The organism is Agrococcus sp. Marseille-P2731 (assembly GCF_900117395.1).
Classification (GTDB): Bacteria; Actinomycetota; Actinomycetes; order Actinomycetales; family Microbacteriaceae; genus Agrococcus.
The window spans coordinates 189,074-206,314 of sequence record NZ_FPEG01000002.1 but is presented as its reverse complement, the minus strand read 5'-3'; the positions used below and the strand labels follow the sequence as shown (position 1 = coordinate 206,314).

Sequence of the window (17,241 nt, the reverse complement as noted above, 5' to 3'; positions counted from 1 at the left end):
AGCGCTCAGCGCGCGAGCGCGAGGCTCGGGCGCTCGAGCACGGCGGCGATGTCGGCGAGGAAGCCCGCCGCCTCCCGGCCGTCGAGCACGCGGTGGTCGAACGACACGGTCACGGTGCAGACGTCGCGCAGGGCGATCTCGCCGCCGTGGTTCCACGGCAGCTTCCTGATCGCGCCGAGCGCGATGATCGCAGACTCCCCCGGGTTCAGGATGGGGATGCCGCCGTCGACGCCGAAGACGCCCACGTTCGAGATCGTGATGTTCGACGAGGTGAGCTCCGCCATCGAGAGCTTGCCCTCCCGGGCACGCACGGCGCGGTCCTTGATCTGCGCGGTGAGCTCCAAGGCATCCATCGACTCTGCCTGATCGACCGAGGCGACGACGAGGCCGCGCTCGGTCGACACGGCGATGCCGAGGTTGACGTGCGCGAAGCGCTCGAGCTCGTTCGTGTCGGCGTGGAAGGCCGAGGTGACGTCGGGCCAGCGCTTCGCCGCGAGCAGGATCGCGCGGCTGGCGAGCGCGAGGAACGAGGCCTCGCCGCTCCTGGCGAGCGCGAGCGTCTCGGTCACGTCGACCTGGTGGAAGGTCGCCGCGTGCGGCACGGTCAGCGCCGACTGCGTCATGGCCGCGGCGGTGTGCTTGCGCAGCCCCGTCACCTTCTCGCGCGTCGAGGCGGGTGCGGCCGCGGCGGCCGGGGCAGCGGATGCGGTGCCAGCGGCCTCGACGTCGGCGCGCGTGACGAGGCCACCGGCGCCGCTCGGTCGCACCGACTGCAGGTCGATGCCGCGCTCCTTCGCGAGCTTGCGCACCGGCGGCATCGCGCGGTTCGGGCCGCGCTGCTCGGCGCGCTGGAACGGCTCGACATCCCACGTGCGGCGCGTGCGGGTGGGCTTGCCGCCGTGCACGGTGATGTGCCCCACGAGCACCGAGACCTTCTCGGGCTTGGCGTCGGCGGCCGCTGCCTCCGCCTGGCCGTTCGCGGCCTCAGCCGCTGCGGCGACGTTCGTGGCGGGTGCGGAGGCCGGGGCGCTCACCACGTCGGGCTCGTCACCGACCGGGCCCGGCGCATCCGGCACCTGCTCGGCCGGTGCGGACGCATCCGGGGTCGCGTCTGGACCGCCGTCGCCCAGGTCGAAGTCGATCAGCGGCGCGCCCACGTCGACCGTCTGGCCCTCGCCGGCGTGCAGCTTGGCGATGCGGCCCTCGTAGGGGCTCGGCAGCTCGACCACGGCCTTCGCCGTCTCGATGTCGGCGAGCGGCTGGTTGAGCTCGACGACGTCGCCCTCGGCGACGCGCCAGGCGACGATCTCGCTGTCCTCGAGGCCCTCGCCGAGGTCTGGCAGCAGGAAGGTCTTCATCGTGCGCCTCCCACGGCGTCGGTGGCGGATGCGAGGCTCGAGTAGTCGAGGTCGGTGCGCGAGTTGCGGCGCCCGAGGGTGCGGTCGACCGCGTCGAGCAGGCGGTCGATGCTCGGCAGGTAGTCGTGCTCGACGGCAGACGGCGGGTAGGGGGTGTCGTAGCCGGTGACGCGCTCGGGCGCCGCCTCCAGGTGCTGGAACGCGCGCTCCGCGACGGAGGCGACGAGCTCGCTCGAGACCGATGACTCCGCGGGCGCCTCGTGCGTGACGATCAGGCGGCCCGTGCGGCGCACCGACTCGACGACCGTGTCGACGTCGAGCGGCGAGATCGAGCGGAGGTCGATGACCTCGATCTCGATGCCCTCGTCGGCGGCGGCGATGGCCGCGCGGAGGGCCGTGTCGACGGTCGGGCCGTACGCGGCGATCGTCACGTCGCGGCCGCTCGCCACGATGTTCGCCGTCTCGAGGTCGCGCACGATCGAGCGGTCGACCTCGCCCTTCGTGTAGTACTTGCCCTTCGGCTCGAAGAAGAGCACGGGGTCGTCGCTCTGGATCGCGGCGCTGAGCGTCGAGTACGCCTCCTGCGGCGTCGACGCGGTCACGACGCGCAGGCCGGCGGTGTGCGCGAAGTAGGACTCGGGCGACTCGGAGTGGTGCTCGACCGAGCCGATCGCGCCGCCGAAGGGCACGCGGATCGTCAGGGGCATCGGCACGCGGCCACCGGAGCGGTAGCGCAGCTTGGCGACCTGCGCGACGATCTGGTCGAAGGCGGGGTAGATGAAGCCGTCGAACTGGATCTCGGCGACCACGCGGAACCCGCGATAGCTCATGCCGATCGCCGTGCCGATGATGGCCGACTCGGCGAGCGGCGCGTCGATCACGCGCTGCGGGCCGAAGCGATCCTGCAGGCCGTCGGTGACGCGGAAGACGCCGCCCAGCTTGCCGATGTCCTCACCCATGAGGAGGACGCGGTCGTCGCGCTCGAGCGCGTCGGCGAGGGCGCCGTTGACGGCCTTCGCGAGCGTCAGCGTCTCGGTCGTCGTGCCCTGCGGTGCCTGGTCGGTGATGGTCGAGCTCATGCCTGCCCCTCGATGCTGCTCGCGAACGCGCGGTGCTCGAGGCGCTGGCGCTCGAGGCGCTGCGACGGCTGCGCGTAGACGTTGTCGAAGATCTCCTCGGCGCGCGGCGGCACCGCGTGCTCGGCGGCGGCGCGGAACTCCTTGGCGAGCTGGTCGGCGCGGATCTTCGCCTCGGCGCGCACGGCCTCCATGTTGGCGCCCATGCGCTCCAGTGCCCGCTCGACGCGGTCGATCGGGTCCTTCGCGATCCACTCCTCGACCTCGGCCTCGTCGCGGTAGCGCTTCGGGTCGTCGGTCGTGGTGTGCGGGCCGCGACGATAGGTGACGGCCTCGATGAAGGTGGGGCCGCCGCCGCTGCGGGCGCGGTCGAAGGCGAGGCGTGCAGCGGCGTGCATCGCGAGCACGTCGTTGCCGTCGACGCGCATCGAGGGGATGCCGAAGCCGGTCGGGCGAAGCGCGAGCGGCACGCCCGACTGCAGGGCGACGGGCTCCGAGATCGCGTACTGGTTGTTCTGGCAGAGGAAGACGACCGGCGCCTGGAAGGTCGAGGCCCAGACGAGGGCCTCGTTGACGTCGCCCTCGCTCGTGGCGCCGTCGCCGAAGGCGGTGAGCGCGACCTCGTCGGCGCCATCCATCTTGGCGGCCATCGCGTAGCCGACGCCGTGCAGCGACTGCGCGCCGATGATGATCTGCGAGGGTGCCATCCGGATCTCGTGGGGATCCCAGCCGCTGTGCGCGTAGGCCTTCCAGATGCGGGCGAACTCGGCCATGTCGGCACCGCGCAGCAGCGCGAAGCCGTGCTCGCGGTAGGAGCCGAATACCCAGTCCTGCGCGCCGAGCGCGCGGGCGGGGCCGACCTGCGCGGCCTCCTGGCCGAGGAGCGGCGGCCACAGGACCAGCTGGCCCTGGCGGGTGAGGGCGAAGGCCTCGGTGTCGAGGCGGCGCACGCGCACCATGTCGACGTAGAGGTTCGTGAGGGCCGACTCGTCGATGTCGGTCAGGTGCGCATCGAGCAGCTCGTTCGGCACCCGGGTGCCGTCGAGGTCGAGCACGGTCAGCGGGTGGTCCAGGCCGACTGCGAGCGCGGGGTCGGGGGCGGGAACAGTGATCGACACGATCGAACCTCCTTGTTCGAAGCACCTCGTGGGCACCTGTCGGATCGACGCGGCTGGTCGCCTCGCGATCGTCGTCTCACGCTAGTGCCGGAATGCACCTCGCGCAATCAGCGACACGGTCGCTGCGCAGCACGCGCATCCAGCCGATGCGCGACCTGCGCTAGATTGCGCAGCATGCGCACCGTCGATGACACAGACCGCAAGATCCTGCTCGAGCTGACGAAGCATCCGCGGATCACGAACGCCGCGATCGCCGAGCAGCTGGGACTCGCGCGCAACACGGTGCAGAGCCGCGTCGCGGCGCTCGAGGCGTCGGATGCGCTGCAGGGCTTCGACCGCAGGTTCCACGCCGCGGCGCTCGGCTACCCGCTCACGGTGTTCATGGCCACGCACGTCGACCAGCCGCGCATCGACTCGGTCGTCGAGCAGCTGCGCGAGATCCCGGAGGTCGTGCAGGCGTTCGGGCTCTCGGGCCAGGCCGACGTGCTCGTGCGCGTGGTGTGCCGCGACGCCGAGGACCTCTATCGCGTCAACAAGCTCGTGCTCGCGTGCGACGGCGTCGAGCGCACGGAGACGTGGCTCTCGATGGGCGAGCTCATCCCCTTCCGGCTGGCGCCGGTGCTCGAGCGCGACCTCGGTCGTCGCTGAGGAGCCGGCTCGGGCGAGCCGCTCAGCGCTCGGGCAGCGCAGCCCGGAGCGCGTCGAAGCGACCGCGCAGCGCTGCGGCATCGGCGTCTCGCCCGAGCGCATCGAGCGCATCGAGGTTCAGCGCTGCCGCGCGCAGGGCGGCGCGCCCCGCACCGGCGATCAGGTCGGCGCCCGCGAGCACGTCGCTCACGAGCTCGCGCCCCACGTGCGGCTGCGCCTCAGCAGCCAGCTCGAGCGCCTCGCGCAGCACCGAGGCCAGCTCGAGCGGCCCCTCGATGGCCGAGCGCGTCGCGTCGGCGACCGCGGCGTCGCGCGCTCGGCGCTCCCCCTCCTCCTCCGCGCGCAGCCCGCGCGCCTCGAGCAGCGCCGAGAACGCCGCCACGTCGCGATCCGCCGCCGCCGTCGCGCGCGCGAGCAGTGCCTCGCCGCGCTCGCGCAGTCGCGCCGGGGCGTCACCAGTGACGGCGAGCCCCATGAGCACCAGGCCGATGCCGAAGGCCCCGCACACCGCCGCGATCGAGCCGTTGCCGGGAGTCGGCGCATCGGATGCGGTGCGCTCCAGCAGCGCGTCGGCGCGCAGCGTCCAGAGGCTCTCGTGCTCGCGCTCGCTCATGCCTCGAGCCTAGGACGCGCACGCGCGCCCGGCCCCGGAATGCCGCCGACGCATCGGCGTTGCACCGAGTGAGCACCCTGGAGGACACCGTGGACCCGATCGACCTGCTGCCCGACGCGACCGACATGGGCCCGGTGATGCTGCGCACGGCATCGCTGTCGCAGCTCGAGCGCTGGTACCGCGTGGGCGCCGGCCTCGAGGTCGTCGCCGAGCGCCCGGGCACGATCGAGCTCGGCGCCGGCGGCCGCACCATCCTCGTGCTCGAGGAGGCCCCGGAGCTGCGCGGGCCGAACCCGGCGGATGCGGGCCTGTTCCACACCGCGATCCTCTACCCGACGCACGCCGCCCTGGCGGCGGCCGTCGTGCGCATGTCGCAGCAGCCGGGCATCCGCTTCGCCGGCACCGGCGACCACCACGTCTCTGAGGCGTTCTACTTCGCCGACCCCGACGGCAACGGCGTCGAGCTCTACGTCGACCGCCCCCGCGACCAGTGGCTGTGGCAGGGCGGCAGCGTGCACATGACCACCGAGTTCATCGACCCGAACCGCTTCGTGCAGCAGCACCTCGACCGCGACGCGCTCGGCGTCTCGAGCGGCGCGCCCGTCGGCGCCAAGGTCGGCCACGTGCACCTGCAGGTCGGTGACGTGGCGACCGCGCGCGCCTTCTACGTCGACGCGCTCGGCTTCGCCGAGACGGCGTCCTTCGGCGACTCGGCGCTGTTCGTCAGCGCCGGCGGCTACCACCACCACATGGCGATGAATGTCTGGAACTCGCGCGGCGCCGGCCGGCGAGCCGACACCCTCGGGCTCGGCCGCGTCGAGATCGCGATCCCCGCGCTCGACGACCACGGGGCGGATGCGCTGGGCGCGGCGCGCGAGCGGCTCACAGCCCGCGGCGTCGCGGTCGCCGACGACGGCCGCAGCCTGCGCTTCGAGGACCCGTGGGCGAACGCCATCACGCTGACCCCATCCGCCGCCTAGCCGTTCTTCCCCGTGACGTTGTGCAGCCGTTGCATGGGTGTGAGGCCGCCGATGCCGGTGTGGGGTCGATGGTCGTCGTCGTGATGCAGCCAGGCCGGGTAGGCGGCCGCGCGTTCCGCGTCTGAGCGGTAGGTGTGGGCGTCGGTCCATTCCTCTTCGAGGATGCGGTTGAAGCGCTCCACCTTGCCGTTGGCCTGCGACCGGTAGGGCCGCGTCCGGCAGTGCTCGACGCCTTCGCCGAGCGCGTCGCGGAAGGCGTGAGATCGGTAGCAGGCGCCGTTGTCGGTCATCACCGCCGTCACCGCGAGGCCGATCGTCTAGTTCAGGAGTTGTGACAACTCCGCGCGCAAGCGTGCGGCGACATGCGGGCCGCGGCCCGGACGATCGAACTCGACGGGGTCGAATGTTGCGTAGACGCGATTCCAGAATCGCTCCTCGGTGAGATCGTGCGGCAGCGAGAGTCGCCACTCGACATCCCGCGGCGGCGGGGCGACGTCTGCGATAGCGAGATACGCGCTCAGCTCCCGCTCAATCTCTTCGACTTCTTCCGGGAGCAGAGGCCGCCTGCCGCAGGTTCCGGCGTCGCTGGACCACCTGAGAGGCTCCCGCTCTTCTCTGGCGCTGTGCACTGACGCCGGCCCGGCGAGAAAGGCGACGAGCGCGAACCAGCCATGTCGCGGGAGCCGTATTGAGTCTGATGAGCCGATGCCCTGCGGGCTGAAGTCGCTCCACGACCACGTAGTCAGAGGGGTCGTCACTCGTCTCCTCACTCAAAGAAGCAGCCGGCGCCACGGCAGTCGAACTGTTGGCCGTAGATGGCGAGCACGCGGGGAGACCGGGTCAGGACGCGTCGGCCTCGCTGGCCGGCTGCTCGGGCAGCTGCAGGTCGACGACCGCGGCGTCGCGCCACAGCCGCTCCAGCTGGTAGTACGTGCGCTCCTCCTCGTGGAAGACGTGCACCACGATGTCGGAGAAGTCGAGCAGCACCCAGCGGCCGTCGGCGCGCCCCTCGCGCCGCACGGGCTTCGCGCCCTCCTGCAGCAGCGCATCCTCGACCTCGCGCGCGATCGCGCTGACCTGCCGCTCGTTGCGGCCCGTCACGATCAGGAAGACGTCGGTCAGCGGCAGCTGCCCCGACACGTCGAGGCACACCTGATCGGTGCCGAGCACCTTGTCAGCCGCACGTGCTGCAGCGCGCGCGAGCGCGATCGCCTTGTCATCCGCGCTCATCGCGCACCTTTCGAGATCAGAACCAGCCCTGCGAGAATGCGAAGGCCACGAAGCCCGCGATCGCCAGGGCGACGCCACCGGCGCCGACGCCGACGGCGATGGGCAGCACGTTCGCGCGCTGCTTCTGCGGTGCGATCTGCACGCGGGCATTCGCATAGGAGGAGACGGCCTTCGAGGCGCGGACGGGCGCCGTCTCCGGGCTCGTCACCTCGCCCTCGGCCACGTCGGCGTCGACGTCGTTGCCATCGATGGCCGCGCGGCCGCGGCCCGACGAGGCGAAGCCCTCTGGCACGTCGATCGAGCCGGTCACGAGCAGGCCGTCGTCGCCCTCGAGAGCGAACTCGGGGCTCTCGCTGCCGGCGGGCAGCACGAGCGCGTTCGCGGTGATCGACGACGTCGAGGTGCCGCCGCTGCCGGCGACGCCCTGCTCGCGCAGGTCGGCGATGTGGTGCTCGGAGGTGTCGGAGACGACGTTGACGATCACGGGCAGACGCTGCGACTGACCGCGGCTCGGACCGGTGACGATCAGCTCGTCAGGGGTCTCCTGCGCCTTGCGGCGATCCTCGAGCTCCGCGGGGGTGACCTCTGCCACGCGGCGCGAGGAGACGCGAGGCTGCTCGACGACGACCTCGTCGATCTCGACGTCGTCGACGGCGGCGTCATCGACCGTGTCGAGGCCCTGCACGTCGTCGAACTGCGCGCTCGAGCGGCGCGCCGAGGAGGGCGCGGGCACGGATGCGTCGACAGGCCCGGGAGTGCTGGGGGCGATCGGCTCGGGGGCGGGCTCTGCGAGCTCTGCCTCGATGGCGTCGGCGGCCTCGGGCGAGGTCGCGTCGACCTTCTCGACCTCGACCTGCTGGATCGCGACGGTCTCGGCGGGCTCCTGCGACGTGCTGGCACTGGCGTCGGCCTCGACGTGCGACGCCTCGTCGGCCCGCGCCTGCTGCTCGGCCTGGCTCGGCTTGCCCTTCTTGCGGCCGAAGAAGCGGCCGAGGGGCTTCGACGCGGGCGTCGCGACCGCGGGGGCCGCGGCAGCCGCGGACTGCTCGGGGGTGGCCAGCTCGGACTCCGACTGCGGGTGCTCCGGCACCTCGACGTCTGCCTGGTCGGTCTCGACCGGGAGGGCCTCGGGCTGCAGGGCGTCGTCGCCCTCCGCGAGCTCGGCCTCGAGCAGGTCGACATCGGCGGGAGCCGACGGCGCGCTCGGCGACGAGTGACGCCCGGCGCGAGCCGACCGGTCGTCGCCCGGCTCGGCAGCGCTCTGCTCGTCCGTGCTCTGCGCGTCGCTGGCGGGCACGTCCGTGGGCACCGCGGGCATGCCCCCGGTCGCCGCGAGCTCTGCCGCGCGCTCGCGCGCGCGAAGCTCGCGCCGCGTCAGCGGCCGCTCTTCGTTCGCGTCAGTCATGCAGTCAGTCTCCGGTACAAGTCGTGCTTGGTGATGTATTGAACCACTCCGTCGGGCACGAGATACCAGACGGGGTAGCCGGCGCGGACTCGCGCACGGCAATCGGTCGACGATATCGCAAGTGCGGGGATCTCCAGGAGCGAGACGCGCTCTTTCGGATAATCCGCGACCTCGAGCTGGTGACCCGGGCGGGTGACGGCGACGAAGTGCGCGAGCCGCCAGAGCTCGTCCGCGTCCTTCCACTCCACGATCGACGCGAACGCATCCGCGCCCGTGATGAAGAAGAGGTCTGCATCAGGATGCTGCGCGCGCAGATCGCGCAGCGTGTCGATCGTGTAGGTGGGGCCGTCGCGGTCGACGTCGACGCGGCTGACCTTGAAGCGAGGGTTCGAGGCCGTCGCCACCACCGTCATCAGGTAGCGGTCCTCGCTCGGCGTGACGTCGCGCTTCTGGTAGGGCTCACCGGTCGGCACGAACACGACCTCGTCGAGCTCGAAGTGCTGCGCCACCTCGCTCGCCGCGACGAGGTGCCCGTGGTGGATCGGGTCGAACGTGCCGCCCATGATGCCGAGGCGGCGACGGCGCCCGGGCACGTCGGCGATGCTCAGCCGTCGCCGTGCACGTCGTGGCGCGCAGAGCGGTGCGCCACGTCGCGGAACGACCGCAGGACGATCGCAGCGATGAGGAAGACCGCGGCGGCGATGCCGCCGGCGATGTAGGGAGCGATGTTCGCCTCAGCCGATTCGGCGTGCGCGGCAGTCGCGAGCATGAGCAGGTCCATGGATGCCTCCGATCGGCTCAAGCCTAGCGCGGCGCGGCGCGGCTCCCGGCCAGGCGCTCCCGGCCAGGCGCTCCCGGCCGGGAGGCTCGATCAGGTACGCACCTGCCCCGTGCCGCGCACGAGCCACTTCGTGCTCGTCAGCTCCGGCAGCCCCATCGGCCCGCGCGCGTGCGCCTTCTGCGTCGAGATGCCGACCTCTGCGCCGAACCCGAACTCCCCGCCGTCGGTGAACCGGGTGGATGCGTTGTGCATGACGACCGCGGAGTCCACCTCGGCGAGGAACCGCGCCGCCGCTTCTTCGTCGGCCGTGACGATCGTGTCGGTGTGGTGGGTGCCGTGCCGGTTGATGTGCTCGATCGCCGCGTCCAGGTCGTCGACGAGCCCGATCGCGAGATCCATCGAGAGGTGCTCGGTGGCCCAGCCGCTCTCGCCGAGCGGCGCGGCGTCCTCGACGCCGGGCAGCGCGCCGTCGGCGTGGATGGTCACGCCCGCCGCGCGCAACGCCTCCGCGAGCACGGGCACGGCGGTCTCGGCGATGTCGCGGTGCACGAGCAGCGTCTCGAGCGAGTTGCAGACGCTCGTGCGCTGCGTCTTCGCGTTCAGCACGATGTCGACCGCCATCGGCAGCGCAGCCGCGCGATCGACGAAGGCGTGCACGACGCCCGCGCCCGTCTCGATGACCGGCACCGTCGACTCGGTCACGACCCGTTCGATGAGCGCGGCGCTGCCGCGCGGCACCAGCAGGTCGACGAGCCCGCGGGCGCGCATGAGGCGCCCGGCGCCCTCGCGCCCGTGGGTGTCGATCGTCTGCACCGACTCGCGCGGCAGACCCTCGGCGCCCAGCGCATCCTGCATGGTCGCGACGAGCACGGCGTTGGTGCGCTCGGCAGCAGAACCGCCGCGCAGCACGACCGCGTTGCCGGAGCCGAGGGCGATGCAGGCGAGGTCGACGGTGACGTTCGGGCGCGCCTCGTAGATGACGCCGATGACGCCGAAGGGCACGCGCACCTGCGAGAGCTCGATGCCGTTGGGCAGCGTGCGCTCGCGCAGCACCTCGCCGACCGGGTCGGGCAGCGCCGCCAGCGCTCGCGCGGCGTCGGCGAGGCCCTGGATGCGCGCGTCGTCGAGCGTCAGCCGGTCGAGCAGGCCCTCGGCGAGGCCGGCGTCGCGGCCGCGCGCGAGGTCGTCGGCGTTGGCGGCCAGGATCTCGGGCGCGGCGGCCTCGATGGCGCCGGCGATGGCCTCGATGGCCGCGTGCCGCCGCTCGGCTGGCGCGACGCCGAGGCTGCGCGAGGCGCGCTGCGCTGTCCGCAGCAGCGCGTCGAAGTCGTCACCGGAGCCCGTCTCTGCCATGCCCCGATCCTAGGCTCCGCCGAGCAGAGGACTGAACGCACCCGCAGCCGAGCGCATCCTCGTCTCGCGACCCAGCGCCTCCGCCTCCTCGGCCGCAGCCTCAGTCGGCGTCGTCGTGCGCCGGCGCCGGGTTCGGCTCGAACTCGGTGCCGAGCCGCTCCCCCGCGATCAGCCGCTCGAGCAGCGGGGTCGCCGTGACGGTGACGCGCACGCCCGCGTCGGCGGCGAGCCGTGCGGCGTCGACCTTCGTCATGGCGCCGCCCGAGCCGATGTGGGAGCCGCTCGCCCCGAGCTTCACGCCCTCGAGGGGGTCGCCGTAGGGCACCAGCTCGATGGGCTCGGAGCCGGGCTCGTCCGGCGGCGCGGTGCGCAGCGCAGCGATGTCCGAGAGCAGGATCAGCCGGTCGGCGCGCATGAGCTTCGCGACCAGCGCTGCGAGGCGGTCGTTGTCGCCGAAGCGGATCTCGTGCGTCGCGACCGTGTCGTTCTCGTTGATGATCGGCAGCATCCGCAGCTCGAGCAGCCGCCGCAGCGCGTTCCGGGCGTTGACCCGGTGCGAGTCCATGTCCATGTCGGATGCGGTGAGGAGGATCTGCGCGGCCGTCACCTCATGGCGCGAGAGGCTGCGCTGGTAGCGGTTCATGAGCACGTTCTGCCCCACGGCCGCCGCCGCCTGCTGCATCGGCAGGTCGGCGGGCCGGTCGTCGAGCCCCAGGAACGGCATGCCGGTCGCGATCGCGCCGGAGGAGACGAGGATGACGCGACTCGTGCGGTGCAGGCTGGCGAGCCCGTCGACGAGCGACTCGATCTGCGCGCGACGCTCCCCCGAGATCGAGGAGGAGCCGACCTTGACGACGATCAGCTCGCCGGCGCCCCGGTCGAGCACGGTCACGACCGGTCGTCCCCGCGCTGCACCTCGAAGCCCTCGTCGTCGTTCCACATGCCGGCGTCGCGCTCCTGCACGAGCCCGTCGCGGGCAGCCTGCTTGGCGTCCATCAGCGCGTAGTACTGCTCGCGGCGCTCCTGCGTGGTGCGCCGGTCGTTTCGGTCGAGGCGCGGGTCGGTGCCGCGGTTGCCGACGAGCTCTGCGGCCGATGCGATGGTGGGCTCCCAGTCGAAGACGATGCCCTCGCCCGGGCCGATCACGACGGTCGCGCCGGCGACGGCGCCGGCCTTGAGCAGCGCCTCCTCCGTGCCGAGCTTCGCGAGCCGGTCGGCGAGGTAGCCGACGGCCTCGTCGTTGCGGAAGTCGGTCTGCGCCACCCAGCGCTCCGGCTTCGCGCCCAGGATGCGGTACAGCGGGCCGGCGTGCGTGCCCTCGACCTTCACGGTGAAGCCCGCGTCGTCGACGGCGCGCGGCCGCAGCACGATGCGCTCCGGCTCCGGCTCGACGGCCTTCGCCGCACGATCGGCCTCCACGATCTCGGCGAGCGCGAACGACAGCTCTCGCAGGCCGCGGCGCGCGACCGTCGAGATCTCGAAGACGCGGAAGCCCATGGCCTCGATCTCCTCGCGCACGAAGTCGGCGAGCTCCTCCGCCTCCGGCACGTCGATCTTGTTGAGCGCGACGAGCTGCTGGCGCTCGAGCAGCGGCAGCTGGCCCTCCGGCACCGGGTAGGCGGCGAGCTCGGCCAGGATGACCTTGAGGTCGCTGACGGGGTCGCGACCCGACTCGAGCGTCGCGCAGTCGATCACGTGCAGCAGCGCAGAGCAGCGCTCGACGTGCCGCAGGAACTCGAGGCCGAGGCCCTTGCCCTCGCTCGCACCCTCGATGAGGCCCGGCACGTCGGCGATCGTGTAGCGGGTCTGGCCCGACTCGACGACGCCGAGGTTCGGGTGCAGCGTCGTGAACGGGTAGTCGGCGATCTTCGGCCGCGCGGCCGACATCGCTGCGACGAGGCTCGACTTGCCGGCGCTCGGGAACCCGACGAGCGCCACGTCGGCGACCGTCTTCAGCTCGAGGGTGACGTCCCCCTCGGCGCCGGGCGTGCCGAGCAGCGCGAAGCCCGGGGCCTTGCGCTTCGTGTTCGAGAGCGCGGCGTTGCCGAGACCGCCCTGCCCGCCCGCAGCGACGACGATGCGCATGTCCGGGTGCGTGAGGTCCGCGACCTGCTCGCCCGACGCATCCCTCACGACCGTGCCGATGGGCACGGGCAGCTCGAGGTCGGAGCCCGTGGTGCCGGACTTGTGGTCGCCCTGGCCGGGCTGGCCGTTCTCGCTCGAGCGGTGGGGTGCGCGGTGGTAGCCGAGCAGCGTGGTGATCTGCGGGTCGGCGACGAGCACGATGTCGCCGCCGTCACCGCCGTTGCCACCGTCGGGGCCGCCGAGCGGCTTGAACTTCTCGCGGTGCACGGAGACACAGCCGTGGCCGCCGTTGCCGGCACGCAGGTGCAGCGTCACCTGATCGACGAATGTCGCCATGGGAGGTCTCCTCTAGATGCGAGAACGGGGCGAGCCGAAGCCCGCCCCGTCCATCGGAATGCTCGTGGTGCTCGTGCGCTGACTACTCAGCAGCCGCGACGATGTTGACGACCTTGCGGCCACCCTTCTTGCCGAACTCGACCGCGCCTGCCTCGAGGGCGAACAGCGTGTCGTCGCCACCGCGGCCGACACCTGCGCCGGGGTGGAAGTGGGTGCCGCGCTGGCGGACGAGGATCTCGCCGGCCTTCACGACCTGGCCACCGAAGCGCTTGACGCCGAGGTACTGCGCGTTCGAGTCACGGCCGTTGCGGGTGGACGATGCGCCCTTCTTATGTGCCATCTCTGCGGTCCCCTTACTTGATGTCGGTGATCTTGAGGCGCGTGAGCTCCGAGCGGTGACCCATGCGGCGCTTGTAGCCGGTCTTGTTGCGGTAGTGCTGGATGCGGATCTTCGGGCCGCGCAGGTCGGTCACGACCTCTGCCGTCACCTTGACCTGGGCGAGCGCAGCAACGTCCGACGTCACCTTGTCGCCGTCGACGAGCAGCACGGGGGCCAGCTCGACGTTGCCGTTGTCGTCACCGGCGATGCGGTCGACGACGAGAATGGTCCCGACCTCGACCTTCTCCTGCCGGCCGCCGGCGCGCACGATTGCGTACACCACGTTGGATCCTCACTGTTGGAACGACTCCCGACTTGGCCGGGACGAAGCTTGTGGCGCGCGCACAGATGCGACTTGCGCCAGCGCACAACGATACAGGCAATCGCGGCTTCGGGCAACATCGCACCATCGCGCGTCGCTCTTCCGCGGCGACTCGGAGCGCTCAGCGACGGCGCAGTAGGTTGGCCAGATGGCGATCCTCGTCGACGACCCGCTGTGGCCCGCGCACGAGCGCATGTGGGCGCACCTCGTGAGCGACTCGAGCCTCGACGAGCTGCACGACTTCGCCAAGCGCGCGGGACTGCCGGCGCGCGGCTTCGACCACGACCACTACGACGTGCCGGCCGAGCGCATCGAAGGGCTCATCGCCATGGGCGCCGAGCACGTGAGCCCGAAGGAGCTCGTGCGCAGGCTCATCGCGAGCGGCCTGCGCGTGAAGGAGCGCGACCGGTCGCACTGAGGTGCGGACCGGCCGCGCTCGCGCACTGCCCGGGTCGTGTCAGCTCGACTGATCGGGCTTCGCGGTGATGACGCCGGAGGATGCGCGACGCGAGCGGCGCGCGGCCTTGCCGGTGCCGGGCGCCGGCGCGGCGAGCGCGTCGAGCGCACCGCCGAGCAGCCCGTCGAGGTCGTTCTCCGTCACCTTCGGCGCCGGCTGCTCGTGCTTGGGCTCGAGCGGGATGTCGAGGATCGACACGACCGGCTCGGCACCGACGGCCTGCACAGCCTCGGGCGAAGGCTGCACGATGCCCGACGGCTGCTCGCCCGCGGACTGCTGGTCGCCGCCGGCCTGCTGATCGCCGCTGCCCGAGCGCTCGCGCTGATCGCGGTCGCGACCCCCGCGCTCCTTGCGGCCCCGGCCTCGGCCTCGGCCCTGGCGCTCGCGCCCGCCCTGCTCCTGCTGGCCGCGCTCCTGCTGGCCCTCCTGCTGGCCCTCCTGCGGCTGCTGCGACTCGTCCTGCTGCTCGCGCACCGGCTGCCGGTCCTCGGTCTGCTGGGCGCCCTGCGCGGGAGCCTGCTCGACGCGCGGCTCGGCCGCGGCCTCCTGCGTGCCGTGCTCCGCATCCGCCGCCTTGCCCTTCGCGGCGAGCGCGATCTGCGAGAGGCCCTTGCGCATGTCGTCGGTGATGGCATGGGTGCCGCCGTTGCTGCCCTGCTGCTGGTGCTGCTGCTGGGGCTGCTGCGACGGCTCGCCCTGCTTGCCGCCCCGGCCGCGACCGCGGCGGTTCGACGAGCCGGCGGGGCCGGGGTCGCTGCTCTGGCGCTGCGAGCGCGAGACGGGCTCGTGGTGCACGATGATGCCGCGGCCCGCGCAGGCCTCGCAGGGCTCCGAGTAGGACTCGAGCAGGCCCAGGCCCAGCTTCTTGCGCGTCATCTGGATGAGGCCCAGGCTCGTGACCTCTGCCACCTGGTGCTTCGTGCGGTCGCGCGAGAGGCACTCGATCAGGCGGCGCTGCACCAGGTCGCGGTTCGACTCCAGCACCATGTCGATGAAGTCGATCACGATGATGCCGCCGATGTCGCGCAGGCGCAGCTGGCGCACGATCTCCTCGGCCGCCTCGAGGTTGTTCTTGGTGACGGTCTCCTCGAGGTTGCCGCCGGCGCCGACGAAGCGACCGGTGTTCACGTCGACGACCGTCATGGCCTCGGTGCGGTCGATCACGAGCGAGCCGCCGGAGGGCAGCCAGACCTTGCGGTCGAGCGCCTTGTCGATCTGCTCGGCGATGCGGAAGTGGTCGAAGGGATCGTCGGTGCCCTCGTAGGCCGAGACGCGGTCGAGCAGGTCGGGTGCGATCGCCTCGAGGTACTCGCGGATCGTCGTGAGGGCCTCGGAGCCCTGGATGACGAGCTTGTGGAAGTCCTCGTTGAAGACGTCGCGCACGATCTTGACGAGCAGGTCGGGCTCGGCGTGCAGGCGCTGCGGGGCGCTGCCCGACTGCTTCTGCTGCTGGATCCGCTCCCACTGGCGCGTGAGGCGCTCGACGTCGTTCGTCAGCTGCTCTTCGGTGGCGCCCTCGGCGGCGGTGCGCACGATGACGCCGACGCCCTCCGGCAGCACCTGCTTGAGGATCTTCTTGAGGCGCGCGCGCTCCGTGTCGGGCAGCTTGCGCGAGATGCCGTTCATCGATCCGCCGGGCACCGACACGAGGTAGCGGCCGGGCAGCGAGATCTGGCTGGTGAGGCGGGCGCCCTTGTGGCCGACGGGATCCTTCGTGACCTGCACGAGGACCGTGTCGCCGGGCTTGAGCGCGAGCTCGATCTTGCGCGGCTGGCCCTCGAGCTCTGCTGCGTCCCAGTCGACCTCGCCCGAGTAGAGCACGGCGTTGCGGCCGCGCCCGATGTCGACGAAGGCGGCCTCCATGCTCGGCAGCACGTTCTGCACGCGGCCGAGGTAGACGTTGCCGATCAGGCTCGACTCCGACGACTTCGCGACGTAGTGCTCGACGAGCACGCCGTCCTCGAGCACGGCGAGCTGCACGCGGTCGTGCTTCGAGCGCACGATCATCTGGCGCTCGACGGCCTCGCGGCGAGCGAGGAACTCGGTCTCGGTCACCACCGTGCGGCGACGGCCGGCATCGCGGCCCTCGCGGCGGCGCTGGCGCTTCGCCTCGAGTCGCGTCGAGCCCTTGACCTTCTGCGGCTCGGTGATGAGCGGCTTCTCGTCCTCGGGCTCGCGGCGGCGCGAGCGGCGGTTGCGGCGCGAGGAGCGACGGCCGCCGCTGCGGTCGTCGTCGTACTCGTCGTCGTCCTCGTCATCGTCGTCGTCGCTGTAGGCGTCGGCGGCAGGCAGCGTCGGCAGCGCCTCGAGGTCGGGAGCGTGGAACAGCAGCCCGAACGGGCCCTGCGGCAGCGCCGGCAGCACCTTGGCGGCCTCGAGCGGGTCGGGGGCGGATGCGGCGGCCGAGGCCGAGTCCGGCGACGACGTCGCCGGGTCCACGAGACCGGGCTCGTGGCCGGGCTCCTGCTCGCCGGAGGGGCGCGCAGGGGTGCGCTGCTCGGCGGTGGGCTGCTCGGCGGTGGGCTGCTCGGCAGCGGGCTGCTCGGCGGTGGGCTGCCCGGCGGTGGGCTGCTCGGCAGCGGGCTGCTCGGCGGTGGGCTGCCCGGCGGTGGGCTGCTCGGCAGCGGGCTGCTCGGCAGCGGGCTGGGCGTCAGGGCCCTGCTCCGCGGCGGGCTGGCTGTCGTCGCTGCGCTGCTCGGCGGCGTTCGCGGCAGCAGCCGGCGGGGCCGCGTCCTCGGACGCGCCGGGCGCGCTGTCGTCGGCCGACGCATCCGCGGCCTTCGGCGACTTCGACCGGCGAGACGCCACGCGCTTGCGCTTGGGCTTCTCGGTCGCGGCGCTGCTCGCCTCGGTGCTGCTCGCCTCGGTGCCGCTCGCCTCGGTGCTGCTCGTCACGGCGCCCGTGCCCTCAGCGCTCGTGGCCTCGGTCGTCGCGTGCTCTGCCTGCTGCTCGCCGCCCGATGCGGGGCCGGCTGTCGTGTTCTCCACCATCGCTGGCGTGCTCCTGTCGCGACCGGCACTGCCGGTCGACATCTCTGTCGCTGCCCGGGGCGCACCCCGGCGCGAATCCTCTTCACTCGCCCCCTCGCGGGGGCGGCCC

18 protein-coding genes and 1 pseudogene are annotated in these 17,241 nt (G+C 72.3%); 3 read left to right on the top strand and 16 right to left on the bottom strand.

Annotated features, from left to right (window positions below):
- Positions 1-5 precede the first annotated feature (5 nt).
- From BQ6202_RS04930 to BQ6202_RS04920, 3 genes are read right to left on the bottom strand one after another with little or no spacing between them, the layout of a single operon-like run.
- Positions 6-1,358: a dihydrolipoamide acetyltransferase family protein gene (locus BQ6202_RS04930; RefSeq protein ID WP_072313371.1), complete on the bottom strand. Its 1,353-nt coding sequence runs from the start codon at positions 1,356-1,358 to the stop codon at positions 6-8.
- The gene (locus tag BQ6202_RS04925) at positions 1,355-2,437 is read right to left on the bottom strand and encodes an alpha-ketoacid dehydrogenase subunit beta (RefSeq protein WP_072313370.1); all 1,083 of its coding nucleotides are present in this window, start codon (positions 2,435-2,437) and stop codon (positions 1,355-1,357) included. The genes BQ6202_RS04930 and BQ6202_RS04925 overlap by 4 nt, the downstream gene beginning before the upstream one ends.
- Positions 2,434-3,552, bottom strand: coding sequence for a thiamine pyrophosphate-dependent dehydrogenase E1 component subunit alpha (locus BQ6202_RS04920; protein ID WP_143143642.1), 1,119 nt, complete (start codon positions 3,550-3,552; stop codon positions 2,434-2,436). Before BQ6202_RS04920 ends, BQ6202_RS04925 begins: the two co-directional genes overlap by 4 nt.
- Before the next feature lie 174 nt (positions 3,553-3,726).
- Here BQ6202_RS04920 and BQ6202_RS04915 point away from each other — a divergent pair, with 174 nt between their 5' ends.
- Positions 3,727-4,200, top strand: coding sequence for an Lrp/AsnC family transcriptional regulator (locus BQ6202_RS04915; RefSeq protein ID WP_072313368.1), 474 nt, complete (start codon positions 3,727-3,729; stop codon positions 4,198-4,200).
- Between the two features lie 22 nt (positions 4,201-4,222).
- Here the strand turns inward: BQ6202_RS04915 and BQ6202_RS04910 are convergent, their stop codons facing one another.
- Complete coding sequence (locus BQ6202_RS04910) at positions 4,223-4,813, bottom strand: cyclodeaminase/cyclohydrolase family protein (protein ID WP_072313367.1); 591 nt, start codon at positions 4,811-4,813, stop codon at positions 4,223-4,225.
- Between the two features lie 125 nt (positions 4,814-4,938).
- Between BQ6202_RS04910 and BQ6202_RS04905 the strand changes: the two genes are divergently transcribed.
- Positions 4,939-5,793 (top strand): VOC family protein, encoded by an 855-nt coding sequence (locus BQ6202_RS04905; RefSeq protein ID WP_072313924.1) that lies wholly within the window; start codon positions 4,939-4,941, stop codon positions 5,791-5,793.
- On the opposite strand, the pseudogene BQ6202_RS04900 reads toward BQ6202_RS04905, so the two are convergent.
- The 11 genes and pseudogenes from BQ6202_RS04900 to rplU all read right to left on the bottom strand — a co-directional run.
- Positions 5,790-6,104, bottom strand: a pseudogene (locus BQ6202_RS04900) (integrase core domain-containing protein); the annotation flags it as partial. The gene BQ6202_RS04905 and the pseudogene BQ6202_RS04900 sit on opposite strands and share 4 nt — an antisense overlap.
- Positions 6,105-6,110: 6 nt before the next feature.
- On the bottom strand, positions 6,111-6,551 hold the full coding sequence (locus tag BQ6202_RS15255) for a DUF5956 family protein (protein WP_072313366.1): 441 nt from the start codon (positions 6,549-6,551) through the stop codon (positions 6,111-6,113).
- 82 nt (positions 6,552-6,633) lie between these two features.
- Positions 6,634-7,023 (bottom strand): ribosome silencing factor, encoded by a 390-nt coding sequence (rsfS, locus tag BQ6202_RS04890; protein ID WP_072313365.1) that lies wholly within the window; start codon positions 7,021-7,023, stop codon positions 6,634-6,636.
- A gap of 16 nt (positions 7,024-7,039) precedes the next feature.
- Positions 7,040-8,428: a hypothetical protein gene (locus BQ6202_RS04885; RefSeq protein ID WP_072313364.1), complete on the bottom strand. Its 1,389-nt coding sequence runs from the start codon at positions 8,426-8,428 to the stop codon at positions 7,040-7,042.
- The gene (gene nadD / locus BQ6202_RS04880; RefSeq protein WP_072313363.1) at positions 8,425-9,030 is read right to left on the bottom strand and encodes a nicotinate-nucleotide adenylyltransferase; all 606 of its coding nucleotides are present in this window, start codon (positions 9,028-9,030) and stop codon (positions 8,425-8,427) included. The genes BQ6202_RS04885 and nadD overlap by 4 nt, the downstream gene beginning before the upstream one ends.
- Before the next feature lie 2 nt (positions 9,031-9,032).
- Positions 9,033-9,209, bottom strand: coding sequence for a hypothetical protein (locus BQ6202_RS14870; RefSeq protein ID WP_159433612.1), 177 nt, complete (start codon positions 9,207-9,209; stop codon positions 9,033-9,035).
- Positions 9,210-9,299: 90 nt separating this feature from the next.
- Positions 9,300-10,562, bottom strand: coding sequence for a glutamate-5-semialdehyde dehydrogenase (locus BQ6202_RS04875; protein WP_072313362.1), 1,263 nt, complete (start codon positions 10,560-10,562; stop codon positions 9,300-9,302).
- Positions 10,563-10,662: 100 nt separating this feature from the next.
- A complete protein-coding gene (gene proB / locus BQ6202_RS04870) occupies positions 10,663-11,454 on the bottom strand; it encodes a glutamate 5-kinase (RefSeq protein ID WP_072313361.1) in 792 nt (263 codons plus the stop codon).
- A complete protein-coding gene (gene obgE, locus BQ6202_RS04865) occupies positions 11,451-12,983 on the bottom strand; it encodes a GTPase ObgE (protein WP_072313360.1) in 1,533 nt (510 codons plus the stop codon). Before obgE ends, proB begins: the two co-directional genes overlap by 4 nt.
- 82 nt (positions 12,984-13,065) lie before the next feature.
- Positions 13,066-13,323 (bottom strand): 50S ribosomal protein L27, encoded by a 258-nt coding sequence (gene rpmA, locus BQ6202_RS04860; protein ID WP_072313359.1) that lies wholly within the window; start codon positions 13,321-13,323, stop codon positions 13,066-13,068.
- A 13-nt stretch (positions 13,324-13,336) separates the two neighbouring features.
- On the bottom strand, positions 13,337-13,645 hold the full coding sequence (gene rplU / locus BQ6202_RS04855; protein WP_072313358.1) for a 50S ribosomal protein L21: 309 nt from the start codon (positions 13,643-13,645) through the stop codon (positions 13,337-13,339).
- 187 nt (positions 13,646-13,832) lie between these two features.
- Between rplU and BQ6202_RS04850 the strand changes: the two genes are divergently transcribed.
- On the top strand, positions 13,833-14,102 hold the full coding sequence (locus BQ6202_RS04850) for a DUF4031 domain-containing protein (RefSeq protein WP_072313357.1): 270 nt from the start codon (positions 13,833-13,835) through the stop codon (positions 14,100-14,102).
- A gap of 39 nt (positions 14,103-14,141) precedes the next feature.
- Here BQ6202_RS04850 and BQ6202_RS04845 read toward each other — a convergent pair whose 3' ends face one another.
- Entirely contained in the window at positions 14,142-17,132 is a 2,991-nt protein-coding gene (locus BQ6202_RS04845) for an Rne/Rng family ribonuclease (protein WP_083587102.1), read from the bottom strand.
- Between the last annotated feature and the right edge of the window lie 109 nt (positions 17,133-17,241).

Coding starts and splice junctions, on each gene's coding strand:
- BQ6202_RS04930 (WP_072313371.1), bottom strand. CDS start 1,358: ATGAAGACCTTCCTGCTGCCAGACCTCGGCGAGGGCCTCGAGGACAGC.
- BQ6202_RS04925 (WP_072313370.1), bottom strand. CDS start 2,437: ATGAGCTCGACCATCACCGACCAGGCACCGCAGGGCACGACGACCGAG.
- BQ6202_RS04915 (WP_072313368.1), top strand. CDS start 3,727: ATGCGCACCGTCGATGACACAGACCGCAAGATCCTGCTCGAGCTGACG.
- BQ6202_RS04910 (WP_072313367.1), bottom strand. CDS start 4,813: ATGAGCGAGCGCGAGCACGAGAGCCTCTGGACGCTGCGCGCCGACGCG.
- BQ6202_RS04905 (WP_072313924.1), top strand. CDS start 4,939: ATGGGCCCGGTGATGCTGCGCACGGCATCGCTGTCGCAGCTCGAGCGC.
- rsfS (WP_072313365.1), bottom strand. CDS start 7,023: ATGAGCGCGGATGACAAGGCGATCGCGCTCGCGCGCGCTGCAGCACGT.
- BQ6202_RS04885 (WP_072313364.1), bottom strand. CDS start 8,428: ATGACTGACGCGAACGAAGAGCGGCCGCTGACGCGGCGCGAGCTTCGC.
- BQ6202_RS14870 (WP_159433612.1), bottom strand. CDS start 9,209: ATGGACCTGCTCATGCTCGCGACTGCCGCGCACGCCGAATCGGCTGAG.
- BQ6202_RS04875 (WP_072313362.1), bottom strand. CDS start 10,562: ATGGCAGAGACGGGCTCCGGTGACGACTTCGACGCGCTGCTGCGGACA.
- obgE (WP_072313360.1), bottom strand. CDS start 12,983: ATGGCGACATTCGTCGATCAGGTGACGCTGCACCTGCGTGCCGGCAAC.
- rpmA (WP_072313359.1), bottom strand. CDS start 13,323: ATGGCACATAAGAAGGGCGCATCGTCCACCCGCAACGGCCGTGACTCG.
- BQ6202_RS04850 (WP_072313357.1), top strand. CDS start 13,833: ATGGCGATCCTCGTCGACGACCCGCTGTGGCCCGCGCACGAGCGCATG.
- BQ6202_RS04845 (WP_083587102.1), bottom strand. CDS start 17,132: ATGGTGGAGAACACGACAGCCGGCCCCGCATCGGGCGGCGAGCAGCAG.